This is a genomic window from Polynucleobacter sp. 31A-FELB (assembly GCF_018882405.1).
Lineage (GTDB): Bacteria > Pseudomonadota > Gammaproteobacteria > Burkholderiales > Burkholderiaceae > Polynucleobacter.
This window is the reverse complement of the sequence record NZ_JACVOO010000009.1, coordinates 55539-76522: the sequence shown is the minus strand read 5'-3', so window position 1 is coordinate 76522 and position 20984 is coordinate 55539. Positions and strand designations below refer to the sequence as shown.

The window sequence follows — 20984 nt, the reverse complement described above, 5'->3', positions numbered from 1 at the left end:
ATATGTAATAAATAGGGTGATTCAATTCGGTAAAACAGGGTGTCAAGCCACTGGGGAGCCCCTGGGCCTGAAATACGTCTCAGCCTTTATTGTAGAGCAGGGAGCGGGGCGGGGTAGTCCAATTCCTTTGGGGTCTCAAGCCCAGACGATTTAGAATGGAGCATTCCCAATAAACCACTAAATTTGCCCATTCTCATGCCGGAAACTCTCTTTAAAGTAAAACGACTAAGTGAACTAGCTGCAGCAGGTCTTCTCAAGGGAAAGCGGGTTTTAATCCGTGCCGACCTCAATGTTCCTCAGGATGATGTGGGCAATATCACCGAAGACACCCGAATTAGGGCTTCCATGCCTGCGGTACAAATGTGTTTGGATGCCGGTGCGGCGGTTATGGTCACATCACACTTGGGTCGTCCAACTGAGGGCGAATTTAAGCCTGAGGATAGCTTGGCTCCGGTAGCCGATCGCATTGCTACGCTCTTAAATCGCAAAGTGCCTTTAATCAGTGATTGGGTAGATGGTGGTTTTGAGGTCAATCCAGGCGAGTTGGTATTGCTTGAGAACTGTCGTCTGAATGTGGGCGAGAAAAAAAATAATGATGAGTTGGCTAAGAAGATTGCCGCTTTGTGTGATGTCTATGTCAATGACGCCTTTGGTACGGCTCACCGTGCGGAAGCAACTACGAATGGTGTAGCCAAGTTTGCACCAATTGCTTGTGCTGGTCCGTTGATGGCCGCAGAGTTAGACGCATTAAGTCGTGCGCTAGCAAGCCCTAAGCGTCCATTGGTAGCGATTGTGGCGGGTTCTAAAGTATCTTCAAAGCTCACCATCCTTAAAGCTTTGGCTGATAAGGTAGATGAATTAATTGTGGGTGGTGGCATTGCCAACACATTTATGTTGGCAAAAGGTTTGCCAATCGGTAAGTCGCTAGCAGAGCCAGACTTAGTTGATGAAGCGCGAGAAATTATGGGGATTATGGAAAAGCGCGGCGCGCATGTTCCTATTCCTGAAGACGTCGTGGTTGCGAACGAACTCTCTCCATTGGCACGTGCTAACCGTGTCCCAGCTGATCAGGTCGCAGAAGACGACATGATTTTGGATATCGGCCCTAAAACTGCTGCCCGTCTGTCGATCATGTTGGCGCATGCTGGCACGATTGTATGGAATGGCCCATTGGGCGTTTTTGAGATTGACCAGTTTGGCGGCGGAACCAAAATGTTGGCAGCAGCAATTGCCCATTCACCAGCGTTTTCAATTGCAGGTGGTGGTGACACCTTGGCTGCAATTGCGAAGTACGGTATTGAAAATCAAGTGGATTACATCTCGACTGGCGGCGGTGCTTTCCTAGAATTTTTGGAAGGTAAAACCTTGCCAGCCTTTGCAGTACTAGCTGAAAGAGCGAAAGACTAAATATGTTGAGAGCAACAAAGATCATTGCCACATTAGGGCCTGCATCAGAAAAGCCTGAAGTTTTGCGCGAGATGATTCGTGCAGGTGTGGATGTTGTGAGAATGAACTTTTCTCATGGCACTGTTGCTGACCATAAGGCGCGTCATGATTTGGTGCGCAGCATTTCCGCTGAAGTTGGCAAAGAGGTTGGCATCATGGCCGATCTTCAAGGCCCAAAAATTCGCGTAGGTAAATTTGTTGATAGCAAAATTCTTTTAAAAGAAGGCGCGCAATTTATTCTGGACGTCGCTTGCGAGCTGGGTAATCAAGAGCGCGTGGGGTTGGATTACAAAGAGTTGCCACAAGACGTCAAGCCGGGCGATCGTCTTTTATTGAACGATGGCTTGGTTGTATTGCGCGTTGAGAGTGTGAAGGGTGGAGAAATCTTTACCTTGGTGGAACAAGGTGGCCCACTCTCTAATAACAAGGGTATTAATCGTGCTGGTGGAGGCTTAACTGCTCCAGCGCTGACAGAAAAAGATATTTCTGATTTGGATGCAGCGATCGCGATGGGCGTAGATTTTCTGGCGATTAGCTTTCCAAAAGACGGTGCTGACATGGCATATGCCCGCAAGCTGGCAGATGCCGCTAGCGCAAAGCATGGCGTCGGTAAAGTCCGCACGATTGCAAAAGTTGAGCGTGCTGAAGCGATTGAGCCTGATGCGCTCAATAGCATCATTGCCGAGAGCGACGGCATTATGGTTGCACGTGGCGACTTGGCGATTGAGGTTGGTAACGCAGCTGTCCCAGCTTTACAAAAGCGCATGATTAAGTTGGCGCTCGAAGCTGACAAATTTACGATCACCGCTACACAAATGATGGAGTCCATGATTAATGCTCCAGTACCTACGCGTGCTGAGGTGAGTGATGTGGCTAATGCGGTATTAGATGGTACTGATGCAGTGATGTTGTCTGCAGAATCTGCTGCCGGTATGTATCCAGTTCAAACAATCAAGGCGATGGCTGAGATTTGTGTTGAAGCAGAAAAATCAGATCGTGTAAAACTAGATACCGATTTCTTGGATCAAACCTTCTCACGTATTGATCAAACGATTGCCTTGGGCGCGCTCTTTACGGCGCACCATCTCAATGCCAATGCCATTGCTGCTTTGACGGATTCAGGATCCACTGCGGTTTGGATGAGTCGTCACAATATTCATTTACCTATTTTTGCTTTAACTTCAAAGATTACAACTCAGCGCGCCTTGAGTACTTACCGCAATGTGTTCCCCATTGGTCTGGATTACACCAAGCAACGTGATACTGCCCTGCAAGAAGTAGAGGATTGCCTCAAGAAGTTAGGGGCGGTGAAGAAGGGTGATGTAGTGGTATTGACTTCAGGTGAGCCTATGGGTGAGCCTGGCGGTACGAACTCACTCAAGATTATTCAGGTGAAGTAGTTCACTGCTTAAAACATTTATTCAAATTATTTATTACTAACATTTTTAATTAAGAGATCAATATGGCTTTAGTTTCTTTACGACAACTCTTGGATCACGCTGCTGAAAATGGCTATGGCTTGCCAGCATTTAACGTTAACAATTTAGAGCAAGTTACGGCAATTATGGAAGCTGCTCATGAAGCAGATTCTCCGGTGATCATGCAAGCTTCTGCTGGTGCTCGTAAATATGCTGGCGAATCATTCTTGCGTCATTTGATTTCTGCTGCAGTTGAGGCTTACCCACATATTCCAGTTGTGATGCATCAAGACCATGGACAAAGTCCAGCGGTTTGTATGGCCGCAATTAAGAGTGGCTTTACTAGCGTGATGATGGATGGCTCCTTAGAGGCCGATGGTAAGACCGTTGCGAGTTATGAATACAACGTCGATGTCTCCAGGGAAGTGGTGAAATTCTCACACTCTATTGGGGTTACGGTTGAAGCTGAGTTAGGTGTTCTCGGTTCATTGGAGACAATGCAGGGCGACAAAGAAGATGGTCATGGTGCTGATGGCAAGATGACGCGTGAGCAGTTATTGACCGACGTTGAGCAAGCTGCTGACTTTGTAAAATCTACTCAGTGCGATGCTTTAGCGATTGCGATTGGTACTAGCCACGGTGCCTACAAATTTACTAAGAAGCCTACTGGTGACATCTTAGCAATTGAGCGTATTAAAGAAATTCACACACGCATTCCAAATACGCATTTAGTCATGCATGGTTCTTCCAGTGTTCCCCAAGAATTGCTCGCAGAGATTCGTGAATTCGGTGGCGATATGAAAGAAACTTATGGCGTTCCTGTTGAGGAAATTCAAGAGGGCATTAAGAACGGTGTGCGTAAGATCAATATTGATACCGATATTCGTTTGGCGATGACTGGTGCGATCCGCCGCTATATGTTCGAAAATCCAAGTAAGTTTGATCCACGTGATTACCTCAAGCCTGCGCGTGAAGCCGCTAAGAAAGTGTGCATTGCTCGCTTCAACGCTTTTGGTAGTTCGGGTCAAGCATCCAAAATTAAGCCAATTCCCTTGGAAAAAATGGCTGAGCTGTATAAGAGCGGCAAATTAGCCCAGATCGTTAAGTGAGATAAATATGCCAGCTTTGTACGCCACTTCTATTAAGTCCTTGCCTTTGCTCTCCAAAGGAAAAGTGCGTGATGTATACGCGCTTGGTGATGACAAGCTACTCATGATCACTACCGATCGCTTGTCTGCCTTTGACGTAGTTATGGGTCAGCCAATTCCTGAGAAGGGTATTGTGCTCAACCAAATGGCTAACTTTTGGTTTGACAAGTTAGCCCAGGTAATTCCGAATCACTTGACTGGCATTGATCCTGAAAGTGTTGTGCCTGCTGATGAAGTAGACCAGGTTAAAGGCCGTGCAGTAGTAGCGAAACGACTGAAGCCAATCTTGGTTGAAGCGGTAGTACGTGGTTACTTGGCTGGCAGCGGTTGGAAAGATTACAAAGAGACTGGAAAAGTTTGCGGGATTGCATTGCCAGAAGGCTTAGAAAATGCACAGAAGTTGCCTGAACCTATTTTTACCCCTGCCGCCAAAGCAGAGGTAGGTGAGCATGATGAAAATATCTCCTTTGACAAGGTAATCGAGATGATTGGTGAGAAGTTGGCCAATCGGATTCGTGAAGTCAGCATTCGTTTGTACAAAGAGGCTTCTGAATATGCCGCGACTCGCGGGATCATCATTGCTGATACCAAGTTTGAATTTGGCTTAGATGATGCTGGCCAGCTGGTATTGATGGACGAAATCCTCACTGCTGACTCTTCCCGTTTTTGGCCTGCTGAAACCTACTATGTGGGTGCTAATCCCCCTTCCTATGACAAGCAATTTGTTCGTGACTGGCTCGAAACTGCCATGGTTGATGGCAAGCTTTGGTCAAAAACAGCCCCAGCACCTGCTTTGCCTGCGGATGTCATTGATAAAACGGCGGAAAAGTACCGCGAAGCCCTCGCTCGCTTAACTAAGGCCTAATTTCCTTGAAGCCCTAAAAAGGCTGGGATAATAAGGCCTTAGATAGATTAACGATGTAGATCAGGGCATTTGGAGAGGTAAATGAGCAAAAAGCCAGTAGTCGGAATAGTAATGGGATCCAATTCAGATTGGGACACCATGCAGCACGCTGCTCAAATGCTGGAGCAATTTGGCATTGCACACGAGGCTAAAGTAGTTTCCGCTCATCGCATGCCAGACGATATGTTTGCTTATGCAGAAAATGCGTCTAAAAATGGTCTCAAGGCCATTATTGCTGGTGCTGGTGGTGCTGCGCATTTACCGGGCATGTTGGCATCAAAAACAATTGTGCCTATCTATGGCGTTCCAGTTGCTAGCAAATATTTACGCGGTGAAGACTCACTGTATTCCATCGTACAAATGCCCAAGGGCATCCCGGTGGCGACATTTGCTATTGGTGAAGCAGGCGCTGCCAATGCAGCGTTGCATGTGATTGCTAATTTGGCAGTCAATGATGCTGCTTTAGCAAAACAGTTAGAAGAGTTCCGTGCGAAGCAGTCCGATACCGCGCGCTCTATGAATTTGCCGGGATATTAAAAGATGGCGGATCGTTTGGAGCCCATTTTGCCGGGCTCATATTTGGGGATTTTAGGTGGTGGTCAATTGGGGCGGATGTTTACACAGGCTGCCCAAGCGATGGGTTACAAGGTCTGCGTTCTGGATCCTGGGTCTGACAGTCCTGCCGGCTCTATTGCTGAAAAATTTATTCAAGCTGATTACACCAACTCCGCTGCATTAAAAGAGATGGCGACATTATGCAAATCCGTAAGCACTGAATTTGAAAATGTTCCTGCTCAAGCTTTGGATGAGCTCGAGTCTTTGGGTGTCTTTGTGGCGCCCCGTAGCAGTTGCGTGTCTTTGGCTCAAAACCGCGTTGCTGAGAAAAAGTTCTTAGCTACCTGGAAGGCAGAAACCAATATTGGCCCTGCACCTTACTGTGTCATTGAGCATGATGCAGATATTGAGCATGTGCCTGCAGATCTATTTCCTGGCATTCTGAAGACAGCCCGCATGGGTTACGACGGCAAAGGTCAAATTACGGTTTATGACTCCGCCAATCTAGTTGCTGCTTGGGCTGAATTGGGTAGAGTGCCTTGCGTGCTGGAAAAGCGCATGGATTTGGATTTTGAAGTATCCGCATTGGTAGTGCGAGGATATGACGATGCAGTAGTGGCTTATCCAGTTTCTCAAAATATTCATCGCGATGGTATCTTGCACACTTCTACGGTGCCAGCGCCATCACTTAAGCCTCCCCAAGAGAAAAAAATTATTGAGGCTGCTAAAGCGCTCATTCGTAAGATTGATTACGTGGGTGTTTTATGTGTTGAGTTCTTTGTGCTCAAGAGCGGCGACATCGTTGCAAATGAAATTGCTCCGCGTCCGCATAACTCGGGCCACTACACCATGGACGCCTGTGTCAGCAGTCAGTTTGAGCAGCAAGTCAGAAGTATGGCTCGCTTGCCTTTGGGCGACACTCGCTTGCTAGCGCCGGTCTCTATGCTTAATCTCTTAGGAGATCTTTGGTACGAAGGTAGTGAAGATAGTGCAAGAGAGCCTGCTTGGGATAAGGTGCTATCTCACCCGGATGCCAAGTTACATCTATATGGCAAATCCGATCCACGCATGGGTCGCAAGATGGGGCACATCAATTGTTTGGGCGAGTCGCTGAATCAAGCGCGCCAAAATTGCGCAGCCGTCGCTGTTGAATTAGGGATCGAGCCCTAGAAATGTCCAGCGATAGTAGCGCACTGCATTCATCTGCGGTAATTAACGAAGCAGTACAAAATTTGCGAGATGGTGGCTTAGTCGCCTTCCCAACTGAGACGGTTTACGGCTTGGGCGCGGATGCAAAGAACCCTGATGCAATCAAACAGATTTTTACTGCCAAGGGCAGACCATCTAATCACCCGTTAATTGTTCACATAGCAGCCCCTGACAAGTTTGATCAGGCGCAAGTTGATTGGCTTCCGGTTTTAGCGCCCTGGGTTAGGGACTTATCAGAGGACGCATTAAAACTCATCAATGCTTTTTGGCCGGGTCCACTAACTCTAGTCTTTAAAAAAGATAAAAGCGTTTTAAATGAACTTACTGGTGGTCAGGATACGGTAGCGATTCGGGCGCCTGCCCATCCGATTGCGCAAGAGTTACTCCGTAAATTTAAGGGTGGAGTAGTAGCCCCCTCTGCGAATCGTTTCGGAAAAGTATCTCCTACGAGAGCTGCCGATGTCCGTAGCGAATTTGAAGGCATGTTAGACCTGATGATTTTGGATGGTGGTGATTGCGAAGTCGGTATTGAATCGACCATTATTGATTTATCTTCCGGTGATCATCCGGTCTTATTGCGTCCAGGCTTGATTACTCCTGGAGAAATTTTTTCTAAGACGGGTATCAAAGTTTATTTACCTGGTGAACTCAACTCAACTAAGCAAGACGATGGCCTGCCAAGAGTCTCAGGTAGCCTGCGTGCCCATTACGCCCCGACAACTCCATTAAGAATGTATGCGCCAGGCAGAGTCTTAGATGCCTTGAGTGAGTTCCCGGATATCAAGTCACGGGTAGCAGTTGCGGTATGGGATTCAGATTCTTCTTTAGGTGAGGATGGACATCCATCTGTGCATTTTGAGGAAGTGATTGTGCCAAGCGATAGCACTACATTTGCAAGTCGTTTGTATCGTTCTTTGCGAGACTTAGATCAGCAGGGTTGGGATTTAATTTTATTTCCAGAACCGCCAGCAGGCGAGGAATGGGATGGCGTCAGAGACCGACTTCAGCGCGCTTGTTTTGGCTCTGGACCATCATCTAGTAGCCACGCCAATAATTGATCATGCGCCTCTAAACCTCTCCAAGCATTGGGGTGGTTAATGAATGAAGTCACTGCATACATCTTTCCAGATTTGCTCATCACGTATCCAGAGATTGCCCTGACATCGGCAAGTGATCCCGTCTTGATTCGCGCCTCAGGCCTTTTCTTTAAATGCAAAAATTTTCGTAAATGTGCCATGAGGCGATTACGCATCGTGCCATCTGTACCTGCAATCGGTAGGCTGTTATAAAAAGTATCTGCTACAGGTAAGTTTCGAGCTGCAACCAATAATTGCGTCATATGCTCGGCAGAGATTGCTTCGTTGCGTGATAGGCCGGAGCCGTTCTCGATCACGAGTTCCGGGAACTGAAGTCCCAGTCCCTTTAACCAACTCTGTATTACAAGCTCCCCATTTTCAGTGGTCGCTGGTTTACCCATCTTCTCCAAGGCTAAGGTCAGCATGAGTTGTCTGGCCATGACGTTATTTGAATACTTATTAATGTCTTGTACGTCATCAGCCAAAGGAATGCCTTCAAACTGCAACAGTAACCGCGCTGCCAGAGGGACGGCGCTAGACTTTCCGGTGGGTGCTTGAGTCCAAGTTCCGCCAGATAATTCCCAGGCTGCAGCAAAACCTTGAGTAAGAAAGGTGTTGGCATCCAAAGCAACAACGTTGTAGTTCACTCCCTTACAGGTATTCGGAAAGCTGCCGGAGAACTGCGCAGTCAGGAGTTGGTTGGTAGTGGCCCCATCTCCTTCGGGATCAAGGTTAAAGCGAATATTGCTTTTCCAGTTATCGCAGGACTGATCAACTAATTGCATTTGGTTGATCACTTTGAGTTGGGATAGTGGCGGCGTATAGCCAATATCAATAAAGTCTGCAGTACGCGATTTACCCAGTTGAAATGAAAGCGTTCTAAAGGCGTATAGCAGGGGATCGGGTGGCACGTTATAGGCGCGCAGCGATTCGCCGTCGATGGTGTTGTGCTCCATGACATTGGGTGCATAAGCGCTTCTATCAAAGAACAGATTGCCATCGATTTTCTGAATGCCCAGATTTTGTAGGGCCTTCATCATCTTGGCGAACTCTTCAGGAACTAGCTTTGGATCGCCAGTACCTTGCAAATACAGATTGCCTTTGAGAGTACCTTGACGAATAAGTCCATCGGTATAGATATTCGTGCGCCAGCGATATTGAGGTCCAAGCACATCTAAGCCCGTGAGGGTGGTGACGAGCTTCATCGTAGAGGCAGGGTTCATGGCCTGCTTAGAGCGCCAATCCACTTCGGTTTTTGCAGTTACTTTCCCTGGGCGACCTGGCTCAATTTCAACTACTGAAATGCTGATCGCCTCTTTGGGGATCTGATTTTTTTCAAGGCTCGCAGCTACAGCTTTGGGGATGTACTTTAAAGCGGTCTCTTGGGACACCAGATCAGCCGAATAAGTCTTTGGGCCGAGCAGTAGGCAGGTCAATAGACCGGCTAGTAAGGCGGCGGTAGAGGATGAAATGTTCTTGGTGCGCATTCCCTATAGGATAAACCTTGCGGCTCAATCACCTACAAGAGCTTCAAATTAATGTTGGTATCTTTTCTTGTAGATGTCGATAGTTTGGTTTTGTTCTTTGAGAAGATTGGTGAATCGCTCAAGGCGCCCTGAAAGCGGTCCTTCAACTTCAAGTAATTCACAGGCATGGATAAATCCAGTAGCTTGTAGCAACTGCGCCCCACCTTTGACTTTATGAACTAGACCCTGAAACTGCTTCTCATCTATTGGGGTTTTACTATTGTGAGCGGCTAGTTGATCCAGCGCATCTAAATGCACCTTTTCTATCTCCTCGAGGATCACAATGATTTGGAGTGGGTCGTCTTTGATGAGATTGGAAAATGCATCGAATGAATAGACCTCATTAGGAGCGGCGGGCTCTTGGCTGGTTTCAAAATAGCGCAAGAGTTCATTCTCAAGAGCGCCCAAGCTTAGTGGTTTGATAAGTACACCATTCATCCCAGAGGATAAAAATTGATGGCGAGAGTCTAAGGCGTAAATGTCGGCAGTGACACCAATGATGATGAGGTCACGATTGCCTTGAGATCGAATTTGTTTAGCTAATTCAGAACCTTGCATGCCAGGCATGGATTGATCTGTCAGCATAAGATCAAAGTGATGGTCTTCTAGTAACTCTAGTGCCGCCGTTGCATTTTCACAAACGCAAGTATTGATGCCAAGCGCTTCTAATTGCAGGGACAAAATTTGGCGGCTGGCTGGGTGATCTTCGACTACCAAAGCATGAATGCCACAGCTTTTTCGGCTTGCTCTTTTCGAGATCAAACTTCTGGATGACGCTGCGAGTGAATCAAAGTCAGTAACCTGGGGAGCGGCAATGCTCGTTCTAGGAAAGGCTACTGAAAAGTGAATATTGCTTCCAAAGCCTGGAGCACTCTCAAAATAGAGGTGGCTGTTCATGGAGTTCACCAGATGATTGGTGATGGTCAGTCCAAGCCCTGTGCCTCTCTCTTGCTCTGATAGAGATGAGTCTTGAGTAATGGGCAATTGCTCAAAGGCCTGTAGAGCTAATTTGATTTGCTCACTGCCCATGCCTACCCCGGTATCAATCACCCTGAACTCGAGTAATTGGCCTGCATGATCGTCCGCAAGGACAGTGATGGAGAAGTACACCTCACCCTCCGTAGTGAACTTAATTGCATTGCTGAGTAAATTCTGAAGCACTTGGCGCAGGCGCAAGGAGTCAATCATGAGGACTTCAGCGATTCTTGGGTCAATCGAAGTGTGGAGTAATAGCCCCTGTTTCTTAGCTACCGTTGAAAACGCGGTATGAATATCCATAATCAATTGATGTGGATTACAAGGCTCTAAATTCAGAGTGAGTTTGCCGGCTTCAATTTTGGAAATATCCAACACTTGATTGAGCATGCCCAAAAGAGATTCGGCTGACGCTTGAGCGCTCTTTAATAGCGACTTATCTTTTTGAGGAAACTGCTCGCTGCCCAGGAGTAGTTCTTGTACTCCGAGAATGGCATTCATCGGCGTACGAATTTCATGGCTCATAGTTGCTAGAAAAGCAGACTTAGCCGCATTTGCTTTTTCGGCTAACTCCTTGGAGTGCAGTAATTCAACGGTAGCTTGCTTCTGATGAAAATACTTTCTTTGGAGTTGGTAAAACATCGTCCCACCAAAAAGGAAGAGGAGGATGGCGCCCAGCCAAGGTAGCATGCTTGATTTTTGTCTAGACTCACTTTCTAGTGCAAAGAGTTGGCGAGAAGCAATGGGATCTAAGTCCTCGAGAAAGTGACTCAATATATTCTGTAAAGGAGCGGCGTGATCGGATATCAACCATCGATAAGCAAAAGGATCTCGGCTGTATAGCCCATCTATTTTTAAGTCTGAATTTTGATACTCTTCTAGTAATCGACGCGCCAAGCGAATAGGCATGACTAGCGCCTCGATATCGCTTTTAACGAGTGATTGAATTAAGGCTTTAGCTGATTGTGTTTCTTGGTTTTGATCATAGTTATCAGCACTGGTAGGTGCATTCTCAAGACCCCGATCAAAGTAGGCGATTTTGAGATTGACTGAGTCCAGATTGCTTGAGGTTTTAGTGACAATAACATCATGCCCCCAAAAGATGGCTTCTGATAAGGACCCGAATTGCAATACGTGATCATCAATGCTTGGTGGATCAATGATGAAATCTACTTCGCCTCTGCTGAGTTGCTTCAAACCTTCTGAATCTGTTTTTCTCCATACGGGAACATATTGCTGTCGGGTGCACTCTTCCATTCTCGACAAGAGGGATTTAAATGGCCCTGCACTTTCTCCTTTATTGGATTCGGCGAGATAAGGCGCATATTTTTCATGAATACTAAATCGTACGATTGGGCGGGCATCGATCCATGATTGCTCTACCGTACTAAAAGGCCCAGCATGCACTAGGCCTCCATAGATGCAGCAGAGAGAAAATACTTTTTTCAATATAAATCGATGCATACCAACTTTAGCTTTCGATGATGTTGTTCATGCGGCAGAACAAGATCAAATCGGCAATATTGTTAATGCCTAGTTTGTCAAAGACTCTGGTCTTGTAGGTTGCCACCGTCTTATTACTAATGTGCAGTAGGTCTGATATCTGTTGGTTCGTATTCCCTTTTCCGAGATACTTCATGACCTGCAGTTCACGATCAGATATCAATGCCAACTTATCGTTATCGCTTAAGGAGGTATTACCGTTCTTCCCGTGTGTGAAGAAGGTATATCCCTGCGAAATAGCAACGCATGCAGCCAAAATGACATCAGCCCCAGCGGTCTTATTGACAAAGCCATGGGCACCCAAGGATCGCACTCTGCCGCCATAGACTGCTTCATCCAGACTGGATAGGACCAAAATGCGAACTTCTGGATGCATCAAACCAATTCGGCGGATGACATCAAAGCCGTCCGTCTTGGGCATATCCAAATCTAGAATCACCATATTCGGATTTACTTCTTTGATTGAGCGTAGACATTCCTCCCCATGCTGTGCCTGTCCTGCTATCTCAAAAAGCAATTGATCCTGCAACATACTTTTTAATGCCATCAGCATAGCTGGATGGTCATCTACCAACATCACGCGTTTTCTCATTACTTGTCTCCGTTTAGGTTTTATGAGGGTGCAGCGAAAAAATGGCTTTAGCGATGCGGCTATCGCTCGTGTGTAGCATTTGATGTCGACTTACCGGTGGCATCATTAGTCCGCCATAACAGTGGTGCGCTCCCATTGCCATGACATTTTCTAAATCCTTCACCAGGGTGATGTTGCTGGCATAGATTTGGGTATGGAATTTCTGACCAAGCGAAATCATTTCGTTTGGTAAGCCATCAGTACGAAATTGCCCCATCTCAATATGAATACCCTCTGGCTCTATTTGCTCAATCCATTGAATTTGTGAGCTGGCACCACAAAAATCGAGGGCATGGATTAAGACGCCAAGGCGGCGCATGCGTAATAGACCTTCCATGCAGGAATTCATGGAGTCAAGCTCGTTGAGCTTGTGCGCGCCCAAACTCACAAGACCAACAGGTAGTCGAGAATTCAAAATCAGGTCACTCAAGGCATCTATAAAGTTACCGGAGGCTAGATGTTGCGCTGGAATAGGCAAGATGCCTGGAATGAAGCGACCACTACGGTACCAATACGTAATAGTGTCCAAGCCCTCCATGAATAGTCTGAGGAGCTGTGTGTCGGTGGCGGTAAGTAATGGTCTAAATAAAGAGCTCGTCAGCTTAGTTCCTTGGCTGTTAAAGATGGGTTCGTTACTAATCGCTTGTCGCTGGGACCAGGATTGGTGTTCTTCGAGCGCTTCGCCGCTAAGACCAAGCCAAGGCTGGCCGCAGGCATCGCGCACTTCGTGGAAGGGTTTGTTCTTCCAAGCCTTTACAAGCGTGTACAGCCGGGATTTCGGGCTCATCAGCATTCTCCAATCATTGAATAGCCAGTCTAGGCAGGACAGATTGGAGGGGTAAGGGCTTAAGGCTTATTTATGTGTAGGAATCTCCCTACTTGCCTGCCTCCATTATAGAAAGTGCAGGATGCCCATTTGAAATTTAAGGTGAATTTGCTCTTGAAATCCCTGGAATCAGACCTATATAATCAGCACTCACTACACGCGAGTGCTAAAACAGGCTTATTCAGCTGAAAAGCTTATTGCCTTCGTGTTAAGAGATTGCAACACATTGATTTATATTGGTTTTTTAATTAGTTAACACTTACTAACATAGGAGAAGGAATGAATCTGCGTCCTTTACATGATCGCGTAATCATTAAACGTTTAGATCAAGAATCAAAAACTGCCTCTGGAATCATCATTCCGGACGCTGCTGCTGAAAAGCCAGATCAAGGCGAAGTATTGGCAGTTGGTCCAGGCAAACGTGATGACAGCGGCAAGTTGAATGCACCAGACGTCAAAGTTGGCGATCGCGTGTTATTCGGCAAATATGCAGGTCAAACAGTTAAGGTCGGCAGCGACGAGCTTCTCGTAATGCGCGAAGAAGACATCATGGCTGTTGTACAGAAGTAATCGGTACCTAAGAAAGGAACTCAATCATGGCAGCAAAAGACGTCGTATTTGGAGATAACGCCCGTACCAAGATGGTAGAAGGCGTAAACATTCTTGCGAACGCAGTAAAAACAACTTTGGGACCAAAAGGTCGCAACGTAGTTATCGAGCGTTCATTTGGTGGCCCAACTATCACTAAAGATGGTGTGTCCGTAGCAAAAGAAATCGAACTCAAAGACAAGCTCCAGAACATGGGTGCTCAGATGGTGAAGGAAGTTGCTTCCAAAACCAATGACATCGCTGGTGACGGTACAACTACCGCTACTGTTTTGGCTCAATCTATCGTACGTGAAGGCATGAAGTACGTAGTTTCAGGTCATAACCCAATGGACTTGAAGCGCGGTATTGATAAAGCGGTTGCAGCTGCAATCGAAGAGCTCAAGAAAATTAGCAAGCCTTGCACAACTACTAAAGAAATCGCTCAAGTTGGTTCAATCTCAGCTAACAGCGATCACAGCATTGGTCAGCGTATTGCTGAAGCAATGGAAAAAGTAGGTAAAGAGGGTGTTATCACTGTTGAAGATGGCAAGTCATTGGAAGATGAGCTTGAAGTTGTAGAAGGTATGCAGTTTGACCGCGGTTACCTCTCCCCATATTTCATCAACCAACCTGAGAAGCAAGTTGCCGTATTGGAAACACCATACGTTCTCTTGTTTGACAAGAAAGTTAGCAACATTCGTGATTTGCTCCCAGTACTCGAGCAAGTAGCGAAGTCTGGTCGCCCATTGTTGATCATTGCAGAAGATGTTGAAGGCGAAGCCTTGGCAACTTTGGTTGTGAATAACATTCGCGGCATCATCAAGACTTGTGCTGTTAAGGCTCCAGGATTTGGCGATCGTCGTAAAGCTATGTTGGAAGACATCGCGATTTTGACTGGCGGCACAGTGATTGCTGAAGAAATCGGCCTCACACTCGAGAAAACAACTCTTGAGCATTTAGGTCAAGCGAAGCGTATTGAAGTTGGCAAAGAAAACACCATCATCATTGACGGTGCTGGCGATGCTAAAGCAATCGAAGCGCGCGTGAAGAACATCCGTGTTCAGATCGAAGAAGCGACTAGTGACTACGACAAAGAGAAGTTGCAAGAGCGCGTTGCCAAGTTGGCAGGCGGTGTTGCAGTGATTCGTGTTGGTGCTGCTACTGAAGTTGAAATGAAAGAAAAGAAAGACCGCGTTGATGATGCATTGCACGCAACTCGTGCAGCGGTTGAAGAAGGTATTGTTCCTGGCGGTGGCGTAGCGTTGTTACGTGCGATGCAAGGTATCAAGGGCTTGAAAGGCGATAACGCTGACCAAGACGCAGGTATCAATATCGTATTGCGCGCAATGGAAGAGCCAATCCGTATCATCGTTTCTAACGCAGGCGATGAAGCTAGCGTAGTTGTTAATGCAGTGTTGGCCAGCAAGGGCAACAACGGTTACAACGCGGCAACTGGTGAATACGGCGACCTCGTAGCTCAAGGTGTGATCGACCCAACTAAGGTAACAAAAACTGCATTGGTTAATGCCGCTTCTGTTGCAGCCTTGTTGTTGACAACTGATTGCGCAATCTGCGAAGCACCAAAGGATGATTCCGCTGGTGGTGGCATGCCTGATATGGGCGGCATGGGTGGTATGGGTGGAATGGGCGGCATGATGTAATTGCTGCAAATTTCCTCAGCTATCTGGCTGTAGAAACTAAAACGCCTGGTTCAAAAGACCAGGCGTTTTTTATTACTGAATCAGATTGATTGCTAAGCCTACTTCTCACGAATAGTCAGAGGGCTTCCAACCGTTCCCGCATAGACAACAATTAAGTCAACTGGTTCGGTCCCTGGGTTTAAGCCGTAGTGCCATTCTTTAAAGAGTTCAACCAGTGGCTCACCGGATTTGAGGGCTATCTTTTCACCAGTTTTTGTAAAGATTTGTAGCTCACCCTGAGGTAAAACGCCAGCATTAATGACTGGGTGCATATGCATTGGTATTGATGCGCCCGGTGCAAATCTATATCGGATGATGGTGATTTCAGGTTGACCTTCCCCATATGCGGGTAGCTTGGCACCATTCCATGATGTTGTAGTTTTGATTAGAACATTAGCTTCAATGCCTGGGATATCGGTGTAATAGTGCTTTCGATTGTCATCAGCATGAGCATGCTGAGATAGCAATAATACAAAGGTAATTATGAGGTACTTGAGTGAGCACATGAGATCTTTCTTGGCATCTGGCATAAAAAAATGGCTAGTAAATTTTTACTAGCCATTCTGATTCACTATCGTGACATCTTCAGTTTATCTGCATTAGCTGACAGACTTGACCATATCTTCCACAACTTTCTTCGCATCACCGAAGACCATCATGGTTTTATCCATATAGAAGAGTTCGTTATCAAGGCCTGCATAGCCTGCAGCCATCGAACGTTTATTCACGATAATCGTTTTTGCCTTAAAGGCTTCCAAAATCGGCATACCGAAGATTGGGCTGCCAGGAGTGCGAGCAGCAGGATTCACCACGTCGTTTGCACCAAGCACTAGCACCACATCAGCTTGACCGAAATCACTATTGATATCTTCCATTTCAAAAACTTGATCGTATGGAACTTCAGCTTCAGCCAAGAGAACGTTCATGTGACCAGGCATGCGACCTGCCACCGGGTGAATCGCGTACTTCACGGTGACGCCATGGTGAGTGAGCTTCTCTGTCAATTCTTTCAGAGCGTGTTGAGCGCGGGCAACTGCCAAGCCGTAGCCAGGAACAATCACAACAGTGTCCGCATTCTCCATTAGGAAAGCTGCATCTTCTGGGGAGCCAGTTTTGTAGTTCTTTGGACCGCCATCATCAGCACCACCAGCAGAGGCTTCAGCACCAAAGCCACCAAGCAATACTGCCAAGATGGAGCGGTTCATCGCCTTACACATGATGTAAGACAGAATTGCACCAGAAGAACCTACGCAAGCACCGGCAATAATCAATACTGGATTGTTCAATGTGAAACCAATACCTGCAGCCGCCCAACCAGAATAGCTGTTGAGCATGGATACAACGACTGGCATATCTGCGCCACCGATTGGGATGATCAAAGTCACACCCAATACCAATGCGATTGCACACATTACTAAGAATGCTTCGTGGCTTCCTGTCATGAAGTACATGACGCCACCAGAAACCATGCCAATCGCAAGGATGAGATTGAGCAAATGCTGACCAGCAAAAGTTACTGGCTTACCGCTAACTTTGCCGGAGAGTTTTCCGAAGGCGATGACGGAAGCTGTAAAGGTAATTGCACCAATAAATGCGCCAATAAAGAGCTCAATCTTTTGCGCGCCAGTGTGGTCATGGGCAGGGTTGTATACCGCCGCAATCGCAATCAACACTGCTGACAAACCAACAAAGGAGTGCATGAGCGCTACGAGCTCAGGCATCTTGGTCATCTGTACACGCTTAGCTGCGAGTGTTCCGATGATTGCGCCGCCAACAATTGCGCCAATGATTAAAGAGAAGACTGGCTTAAAGTCAGGAATCATGAAGGTGGTGATCACGGCAAGCAACATACCGATCATGCCAAAGGTATTACCTTGACGTGAGGTTGTTGGTGATGACAATCCACGCAGGGCGAGGATGAAAAGCACCGATGAAATGAGATAGGAAATCGCTGTTATGTTTGACATTATTGTGGTCTCTATAAGATCTTGTTCTAGTTTTATTTAGTTCCAGCCGCGTCAGCCTTAGGAGCTTTTTTCTTGAACATCTCAAGCATGCGACGGGTGACCATAAAGCCACCAAAAATATTGATTGAGGCTAAGAAGACTGCCACTGCACCAATGATGCTGGTGAGGGTGATCTCATCGCCACCAATTACTTCGGTTTGAAGTAGGGCACCAACAATAATGATTCCAGAAATAGCATTAGTAACAGCCATGAGTGGAGTGTGAAGTGCGGGTGTCACATTCCAAACTACGTGATAGCCAACAAAAATGGCCAATACAAACACGGTGATGTTTTGGACTGTGAGGATGCTTTGAAACGCAGCGAGATCCATGATGTTTCCTTTGAAAATTCTTTATTAGTTTTTACGGACGGCTTGGCCATCACGACACATGAGGCAGGCAGTTACGATGTCATCATCAGTTGGGATAACTAATTTCGCTTCTGCATCAACGATGAGTTTCATGAAGTCGAGCAAGTTGCGTGCGTAGAGGGCGGAGGCATCTGCAGCCACCATACTTGCAAGGTTGGTGTAACCAATGATCTTCACACCATTCTTTTCAACAATCTTGTCTGCCTCTGTCAAAGGGCAGTTACCTGAACCGTTATCACCGCGACCAGCTGCTAAGTCGATCACGATAGAGCCTGGTTTCATATTAGCAACGGTGTCGCTGTGCAGTAAAACTGGCGGTTTGCGACCTGGAATCAAGGCGGTAGTAATCACGATGTCAGCTTGTTGAGCACGCTCTGCAACTAAGGCTGCTTGACGCTTCATCCAAGCTTCTGGCATTGGACGGGCATAGCCTCCAACACCTTGAGCAATTTCACGCTCTTCATCTGTTTCATAAGGCACGTCAACAAACTTGGCGCCGAGAGATTCAATTTGCTCTTTGGCAGCAGGGCGCACATCAGACGCTTCGATGACGGCGCCTAAACGCTTCGCAGTCGCGATAGCTTGGAGGCCGGCAACACCAGCACCCAAGATTAGTACACGTGCTGCTTTAACAGTTCCCGCTGCAGTCATGAGCATTGGCATAAAGCGTTGATATTCATTTGCACCAACCATCACTGCTTTGTAGCCAGCGATGTTGGCTTGTGAAGACAGGACGTCCATGCTTTGAGCACGAGTGGTACGTGGGGCAGCTTCTAATGAGAATGCAGTTACACCTTGTGCAGCCATGGCGGCAATATTGTCGCTATCAAATGGATCGAGCATGCCAATGAGCACGCTGCCAGATTTAATTTGCTTGAGCTCTGCAGCTTCAGGCGCGCGCACCTTGAGAACGATCTCCGCCCCAAAGGCGTCAGCTGCGCTTCCAATGGTTGCGCCAACTGCTTCATAGGCAGAATCTGGTTGGCTGGCTTTAACACCTGCATCCTTTTGAATAACGACTGTGTGGCCTTGGCCAATCAGTTTCTTTACGGTTTCTGGTGTCGCGGCAACGCGAGTTTCCCCGGGTCTGATTTCTAGCGGTACGCCTATGCGCATGGCATGTCTCCAAATGCAAATTTTTCGAAAAATCTATTTTAGTTAAATAGGTCAACAACTACCTATCTATTTACCCTGATCACCATTCGTTTGGCATTCCTTCGAATCTTGGTAAGTTTGAAGGAAGACTTCTACAATGGGGTTTTCAGCTTATATTGAATTCTCGCATTTTTTGATGATCCCGCTCAATTCTTCCGCAATACCGGCCTCAAAACCATCCAAAGTCGTCGTTGGCATGTCTGGAGGGGTGGATTCGTCTGTTGCGGCATGGATGCTCAAGCAGCAAGGCTATGAAGTAATTGGCCTTTTCATGAAAAATTGGGAAGATGACGATAGCGATGAATATTGCTCCGCACGCCAGGATTGGCTAGATGTCGTTTCCGTGGCTGACATGATTGGCATTGATGTCGAGGCCGTCAATTTTGCTGCTGAGTACCGCGAGCGTGTTTTTGCCGAGTTCTTGCGGGAATATGCTGCTGGCAGGACACCAAATCCCGATGTTTTGTGCAATGCAGAAATTAAGTTCAAAGCCTTTTTAGATCACGCCATGAGTTTGGGCGCAGATGCTATCGCCACGGGCCACTATGCGCGGGTTCGACATGAAGGTGGTCGAGTGCAATTATTAAAGGCATTGGACGCTAGTAAAGACCAAAGTTATTTCTTGCACCGCTTAAGCCAAAGCCAATTGGCAAATGTGCTTTTTCCTTTGGGGGAGATTCCAAAGACGGAAGTACGAAAGATTGCCGAGCAAATTGGTTTGCACAATGCACGTAAAAAAGATTCCACGGGAATTTGCTTTATTGGTGAGCGCCCTTTCCGAGAATTCTTAAACCGCTACCTGCCACGTACTCCGGGCCCCATCAAAACCCCAGAGGGTAAAACGGTTGGAGAGCATATGGGGCTTGCCTTCTTTACCCTGGGACAGCGTAAAGGGATTGGCCTGGGCGGTAGCCAAGATGGCAATGGCGATGCTTGGTATGTGGCACGTAAAGATGTTGCTAACAACACTCTGTATGTTGCCCAAGGCCATGAGCACCCATGGTTACTAGCTAATCAGTTATCTGCGATTGATGCTAGTTGGGTTGCCGGTGCAGCTCCTGCGCCAGGACAATATTCAGCAAAAACCCGTTATCGTCAATCAGACTCTGCATGCTCACTTGCAACAGGATTGGAAGGGCCTCTCAGTTTTGAACTGGCTTTTCCGGAGGCTCAGTGGGCGGTCACCCCTGGCCAGTCTGCCGTTTTGTACGACGGTGATATTTGCTTAGGCGGCGGCATTATTTCCGCCTAGGGATTTAGGCTGCTGGGGGCGCTGTTTCAGCAAAGGAAGGCCTTTGCATTAACTTTTGATACAAGGCATCCAGATTGGGGTATTGAGCCTGCCAAGCGACATTGGGGAAGCGGAACAGCATATAACCCAGGGCACAGCCCACGGCAATATCCGCCAAAGTCATCTGGTTACCATGGCACCAGGTGTTTTCGCCTAATTCACGGGACATTTGGGCTAAAGCGGAGTCAATTTTGCCCATTTGGCGCGTAAGCCAGTCCGGACTTTGCTGCTCTGGGGGCCGTAAGGTCACTTCTAAGCGGGCCAAAATACCGGCATCTTCCACCCCATCAGCTAGGGCTTCCCAGGTTTTAACCGTAGCGCGTTCGCGACTACCTGTTGGAATAAGCTTACTGACTGGACTAAGAGTGTCTGCATACTCAGCAATCACCCGAGAGTCATAAATAGCCTCGCCATCATCCAAAATCAAGCAAGGAATCTTGCCTAAAGGATTGTTATGGGCAATTTTGGTGTCTGCAGCCCAGACATTCTCGAGTTCTAGGTCTACATCAACCTTTTTTTCCAAGAAAACAATGCGTACCTTGCGTACGTAGGGGCTAGTGAGGGATCCGATGAGTTTCATGTGGCTTAGTATAGCCACCCCAGCCAAATTGGGTTGCCTTCAAGAACGATTAAAATCAGGGTTTATTGACACATTC

Annotated in this window: 19 protein-coding genes; 10 read left to right on the top strand and 9 right to left on the bottom strand. The window is 47.1% G+C overall.

Features of this window, described 5'->3' with window-relative positions:
- Positions 1-195: 195 nt before the first annotated feature.
- The 7 genes from ICN30_RS07170 to ICN30_RS07140 all read left to right on the top strand — a co-directional run bounded on the left by ICN30_RS07170 (position 196) and on the right by ICN30_RS07140 (position 7738).
- Positions 196-1407, top strand: a complete 1212-nt coding sequence (locus tag ICN30_RS07170; protein ID WP_216274394.1) for a phosphoglycerate kinase — start codon at positions 196-198, stop codon at positions 1405-1407.
- Positions 1408-1409: 2 nt separating this feature from the next.
- On the top strand, positions 1410-2846 hold the full coding sequence (gene pyk / locus ICN30_RS07165; RefSeq protein WP_216274392.1) for a pyruvate kinase: 1437 nt from the start codon (positions 1410-1412) through the stop codon (positions 2844-2846).
- A 62-nt stretch (positions 2847-2908) separates the two neighbouring features.
- The gene (fba, locus tag ICN30_RS07160; protein WP_216274390.1) at positions 2909-3973 is read left to right on the top strand and encodes a class II fructose-bisphosphate aldolase; all 1065 of its coding nucleotides are present in this window, start codon (positions 2909-2911) and stop codon (positions 3971-3973) included.
- A 7-nt stretch (positions 3974-3980) separates the two neighbouring features.
- Positions 3981-4877: a phosphoribosylaminoimidazolesuccinocarboxamide synthase gene (locus ICN30_RS07155; RefSeq protein ID WP_216274387.1), complete on the top strand. Its 897-nt coding sequence runs from the start codon at positions 3981-3983 to the stop codon at positions 4875-4877.
- Positions 4878-4958: 81 nt separating this feature from the next.
- Positions 4959-5453 (top strand): 5-(carboxyamino)imidazole ribonucleotide mutase, encoded by a 495-nt coding sequence (gene purE, locus ICN30_RS07150; protein WP_216230276.1) that lies wholly within the window; start codon positions 4959-4961, stop codon positions 5451-5453.
- A gap of 3 nt (positions 5454-5456) precedes the next feature.
- Positions 5457-6641 (top strand): 5-(carboxyamino)imidazole ribonucleotide synthase, encoded by a 1185-nt coding sequence (locus ICN30_RS07145; RefSeq protein ID WP_216274386.1) that lies wholly within the window; start codon positions 5457-5459, stop codon positions 6639-6641.
- A 2-nt stretch (positions 6642-6643) separates the two neighbouring features.
- A complete protein-coding gene (locus ICN30_RS07140; RefSeq protein WP_216274384.1) occupies positions 6644-7738 on the top strand; it encodes an L-threonylcarbamoyladenylate synthase in 1095 nt (364 codons plus the stop codon).
- Here ICN30_RS07140 and dacB read toward each other — a convergent pair.
- The 4 genes from dacB to ICN30_RS07120 are packed head-to-tail and all read right to left on the bottom strand — an operon-like array spanning position 7684 to position 13178.
- Complete coding sequence (dacB, locus tag ICN30_RS07135; RefSeq protein ID WP_216274382.1) at positions 7684-9243, bottom strand: D-alanyl-D-alanine carboxypeptidase/D-alanyl-D-alanine-endopeptidase; 1560 nt, start codon at positions 9241-9243, stop codon at positions 7684-7686. The genes ICN30_RS07140 and dacB overlap by 55 nt on opposite strands.
- Positions 9244-9291: 48 nt before the next feature.
- On the bottom strand, positions 9292-11721 hold the full coding sequence (locus ICN30_RS07130; protein WP_216274380.1) for a response regulator: 2430 nt from the start codon (positions 11719-11721) through the stop codon (positions 9292-9294).
- 7 nt (positions 11722-11728) lie between these two features.
- Positions 11729-12352 carry a response regulator transcription factor gene (locus tag ICN30_RS07125; RefSeq protein ID WP_046330786.1) on the bottom strand — a complete coding sequence of 208 codons (624 nt, stop codon included), beginning with the start codon at positions 12350-12352 and terminating at the stop codon, positions 11729-11731.
- Between the two features lie 13 nt (positions 12353-12365).
- Complete coding sequence (locus ICN30_RS07120; RefSeq protein WP_216274378.1) at positions 12366-13178, bottom strand: diguanylate phosphodiesterase; 813 nt, start codon at positions 13176-13178, stop codon at positions 12366-12368.
- Positions 13179-13496: 318 nt separating this feature from the next.
- Between ICN30_RS07120 and ICN30_RS07115 the strand changes: the two genes are divergently transcribed.
- Both ICN30_RS07115 and groL read left to right on the top strand, forming a co-directional pair.
- A complete protein-coding gene (locus ICN30_RS07115; RefSeq protein ID WP_015421939.1) occupies positions 13497-13787 on the top strand; it encodes a co-chaperone GroES in 291 nt (96 codons plus the stop codon).
- A 26-nt stretch (positions 13788-13813) separates the two neighbouring features.
- A complete protein-coding gene (gene groL, locus ICN30_RS07110) occupies positions 13814-15466 on the top strand; it encodes a chaperonin GroEL (RefSeq protein WP_015421938.1) in 1653 nt (550 codons plus the stop codon).
- Between the two features lie 98 nt (positions 15467-15564).
- Here groL and ICN30_RS07105 read toward each other — a convergent pair whose 3' ends face one another.
- The 4 genes from ICN30_RS07105 to ICN30_RS07090 all read right to left on the bottom strand — a co-directional run bounded on the left by ICN30_RS07105 (position 15565) and on the right by ICN30_RS07090 (position 18998).
- Positions 15565-16035, bottom strand: coding sequence for a cupin domain-containing protein (locus ICN30_RS07105; protein WP_216274375.1), 471 nt, complete (start codon positions 16033-16035; stop codon positions 15565-15567).
- A 69-nt stretch (positions 16036-16104) separates the two neighbouring features.
- The gene (locus tag ICN30_RS07100; protein ID WP_216249409.1) at positions 16105-17472 is read right to left on the bottom strand and encodes an NAD(P)(+) transhydrogenase (Re/Si-specific) subunit beta; all 1368 of its coding nucleotides are present in this window, start codon (positions 17470-17472) and stop codon (positions 16105-16107) included.
- Positions 17473-17504: 32 nt separating this feature from the next.
- Positions 17505-17843, bottom strand: coding sequence for a proton-translocating transhydrogenase family protein (locus ICN30_RS07095; protein WP_011903634.1), 339 nt, complete (start codon positions 17841-17843; stop codon positions 17505-17507).
- 24 nt (positions 17844-17867) lie between these two features.
- Positions 17868-18998, bottom strand: a complete 1131-nt coding sequence (locus ICN30_RS07090) for a Re/Si-specific NAD(P)(+) transhydrogenase subunit alpha (RefSeq protein ID WP_216274373.1) — start codon at positions 18996-18998, stop codon at positions 17868-17870.
- Between the two features lie 175 nt (positions 18999-19173).
- Between ICN30_RS07090 and mnmA the strand changes: the two genes are divergently transcribed.
- Positions 19174-20289, top strand: a complete 1116-nt coding sequence (mnmA, locus tag ICN30_RS07085; RefSeq protein ID WP_216274422.1) for a tRNA 2-thiouridine(34) synthase MnmA — start codon at positions 19174-19176, stop codon at positions 20287-20289.
- 4 nt (positions 20290-20293) lie between these two features.
- Here the strand turns inward: mnmA and ICN30_RS07080 are convergent, their stop codons facing one another.
- Positions 20294-20908 (bottom strand): glutathione S-transferase N-terminal domain-containing protein, encoded by a 615-nt coding sequence (locus ICN30_RS07080; protein WP_216274371.1) that lies wholly within the window; start codon positions 20906-20908, stop codon positions 20294-20296.
- Positions 20909-20984: the final 76 nt, after the last annotated feature.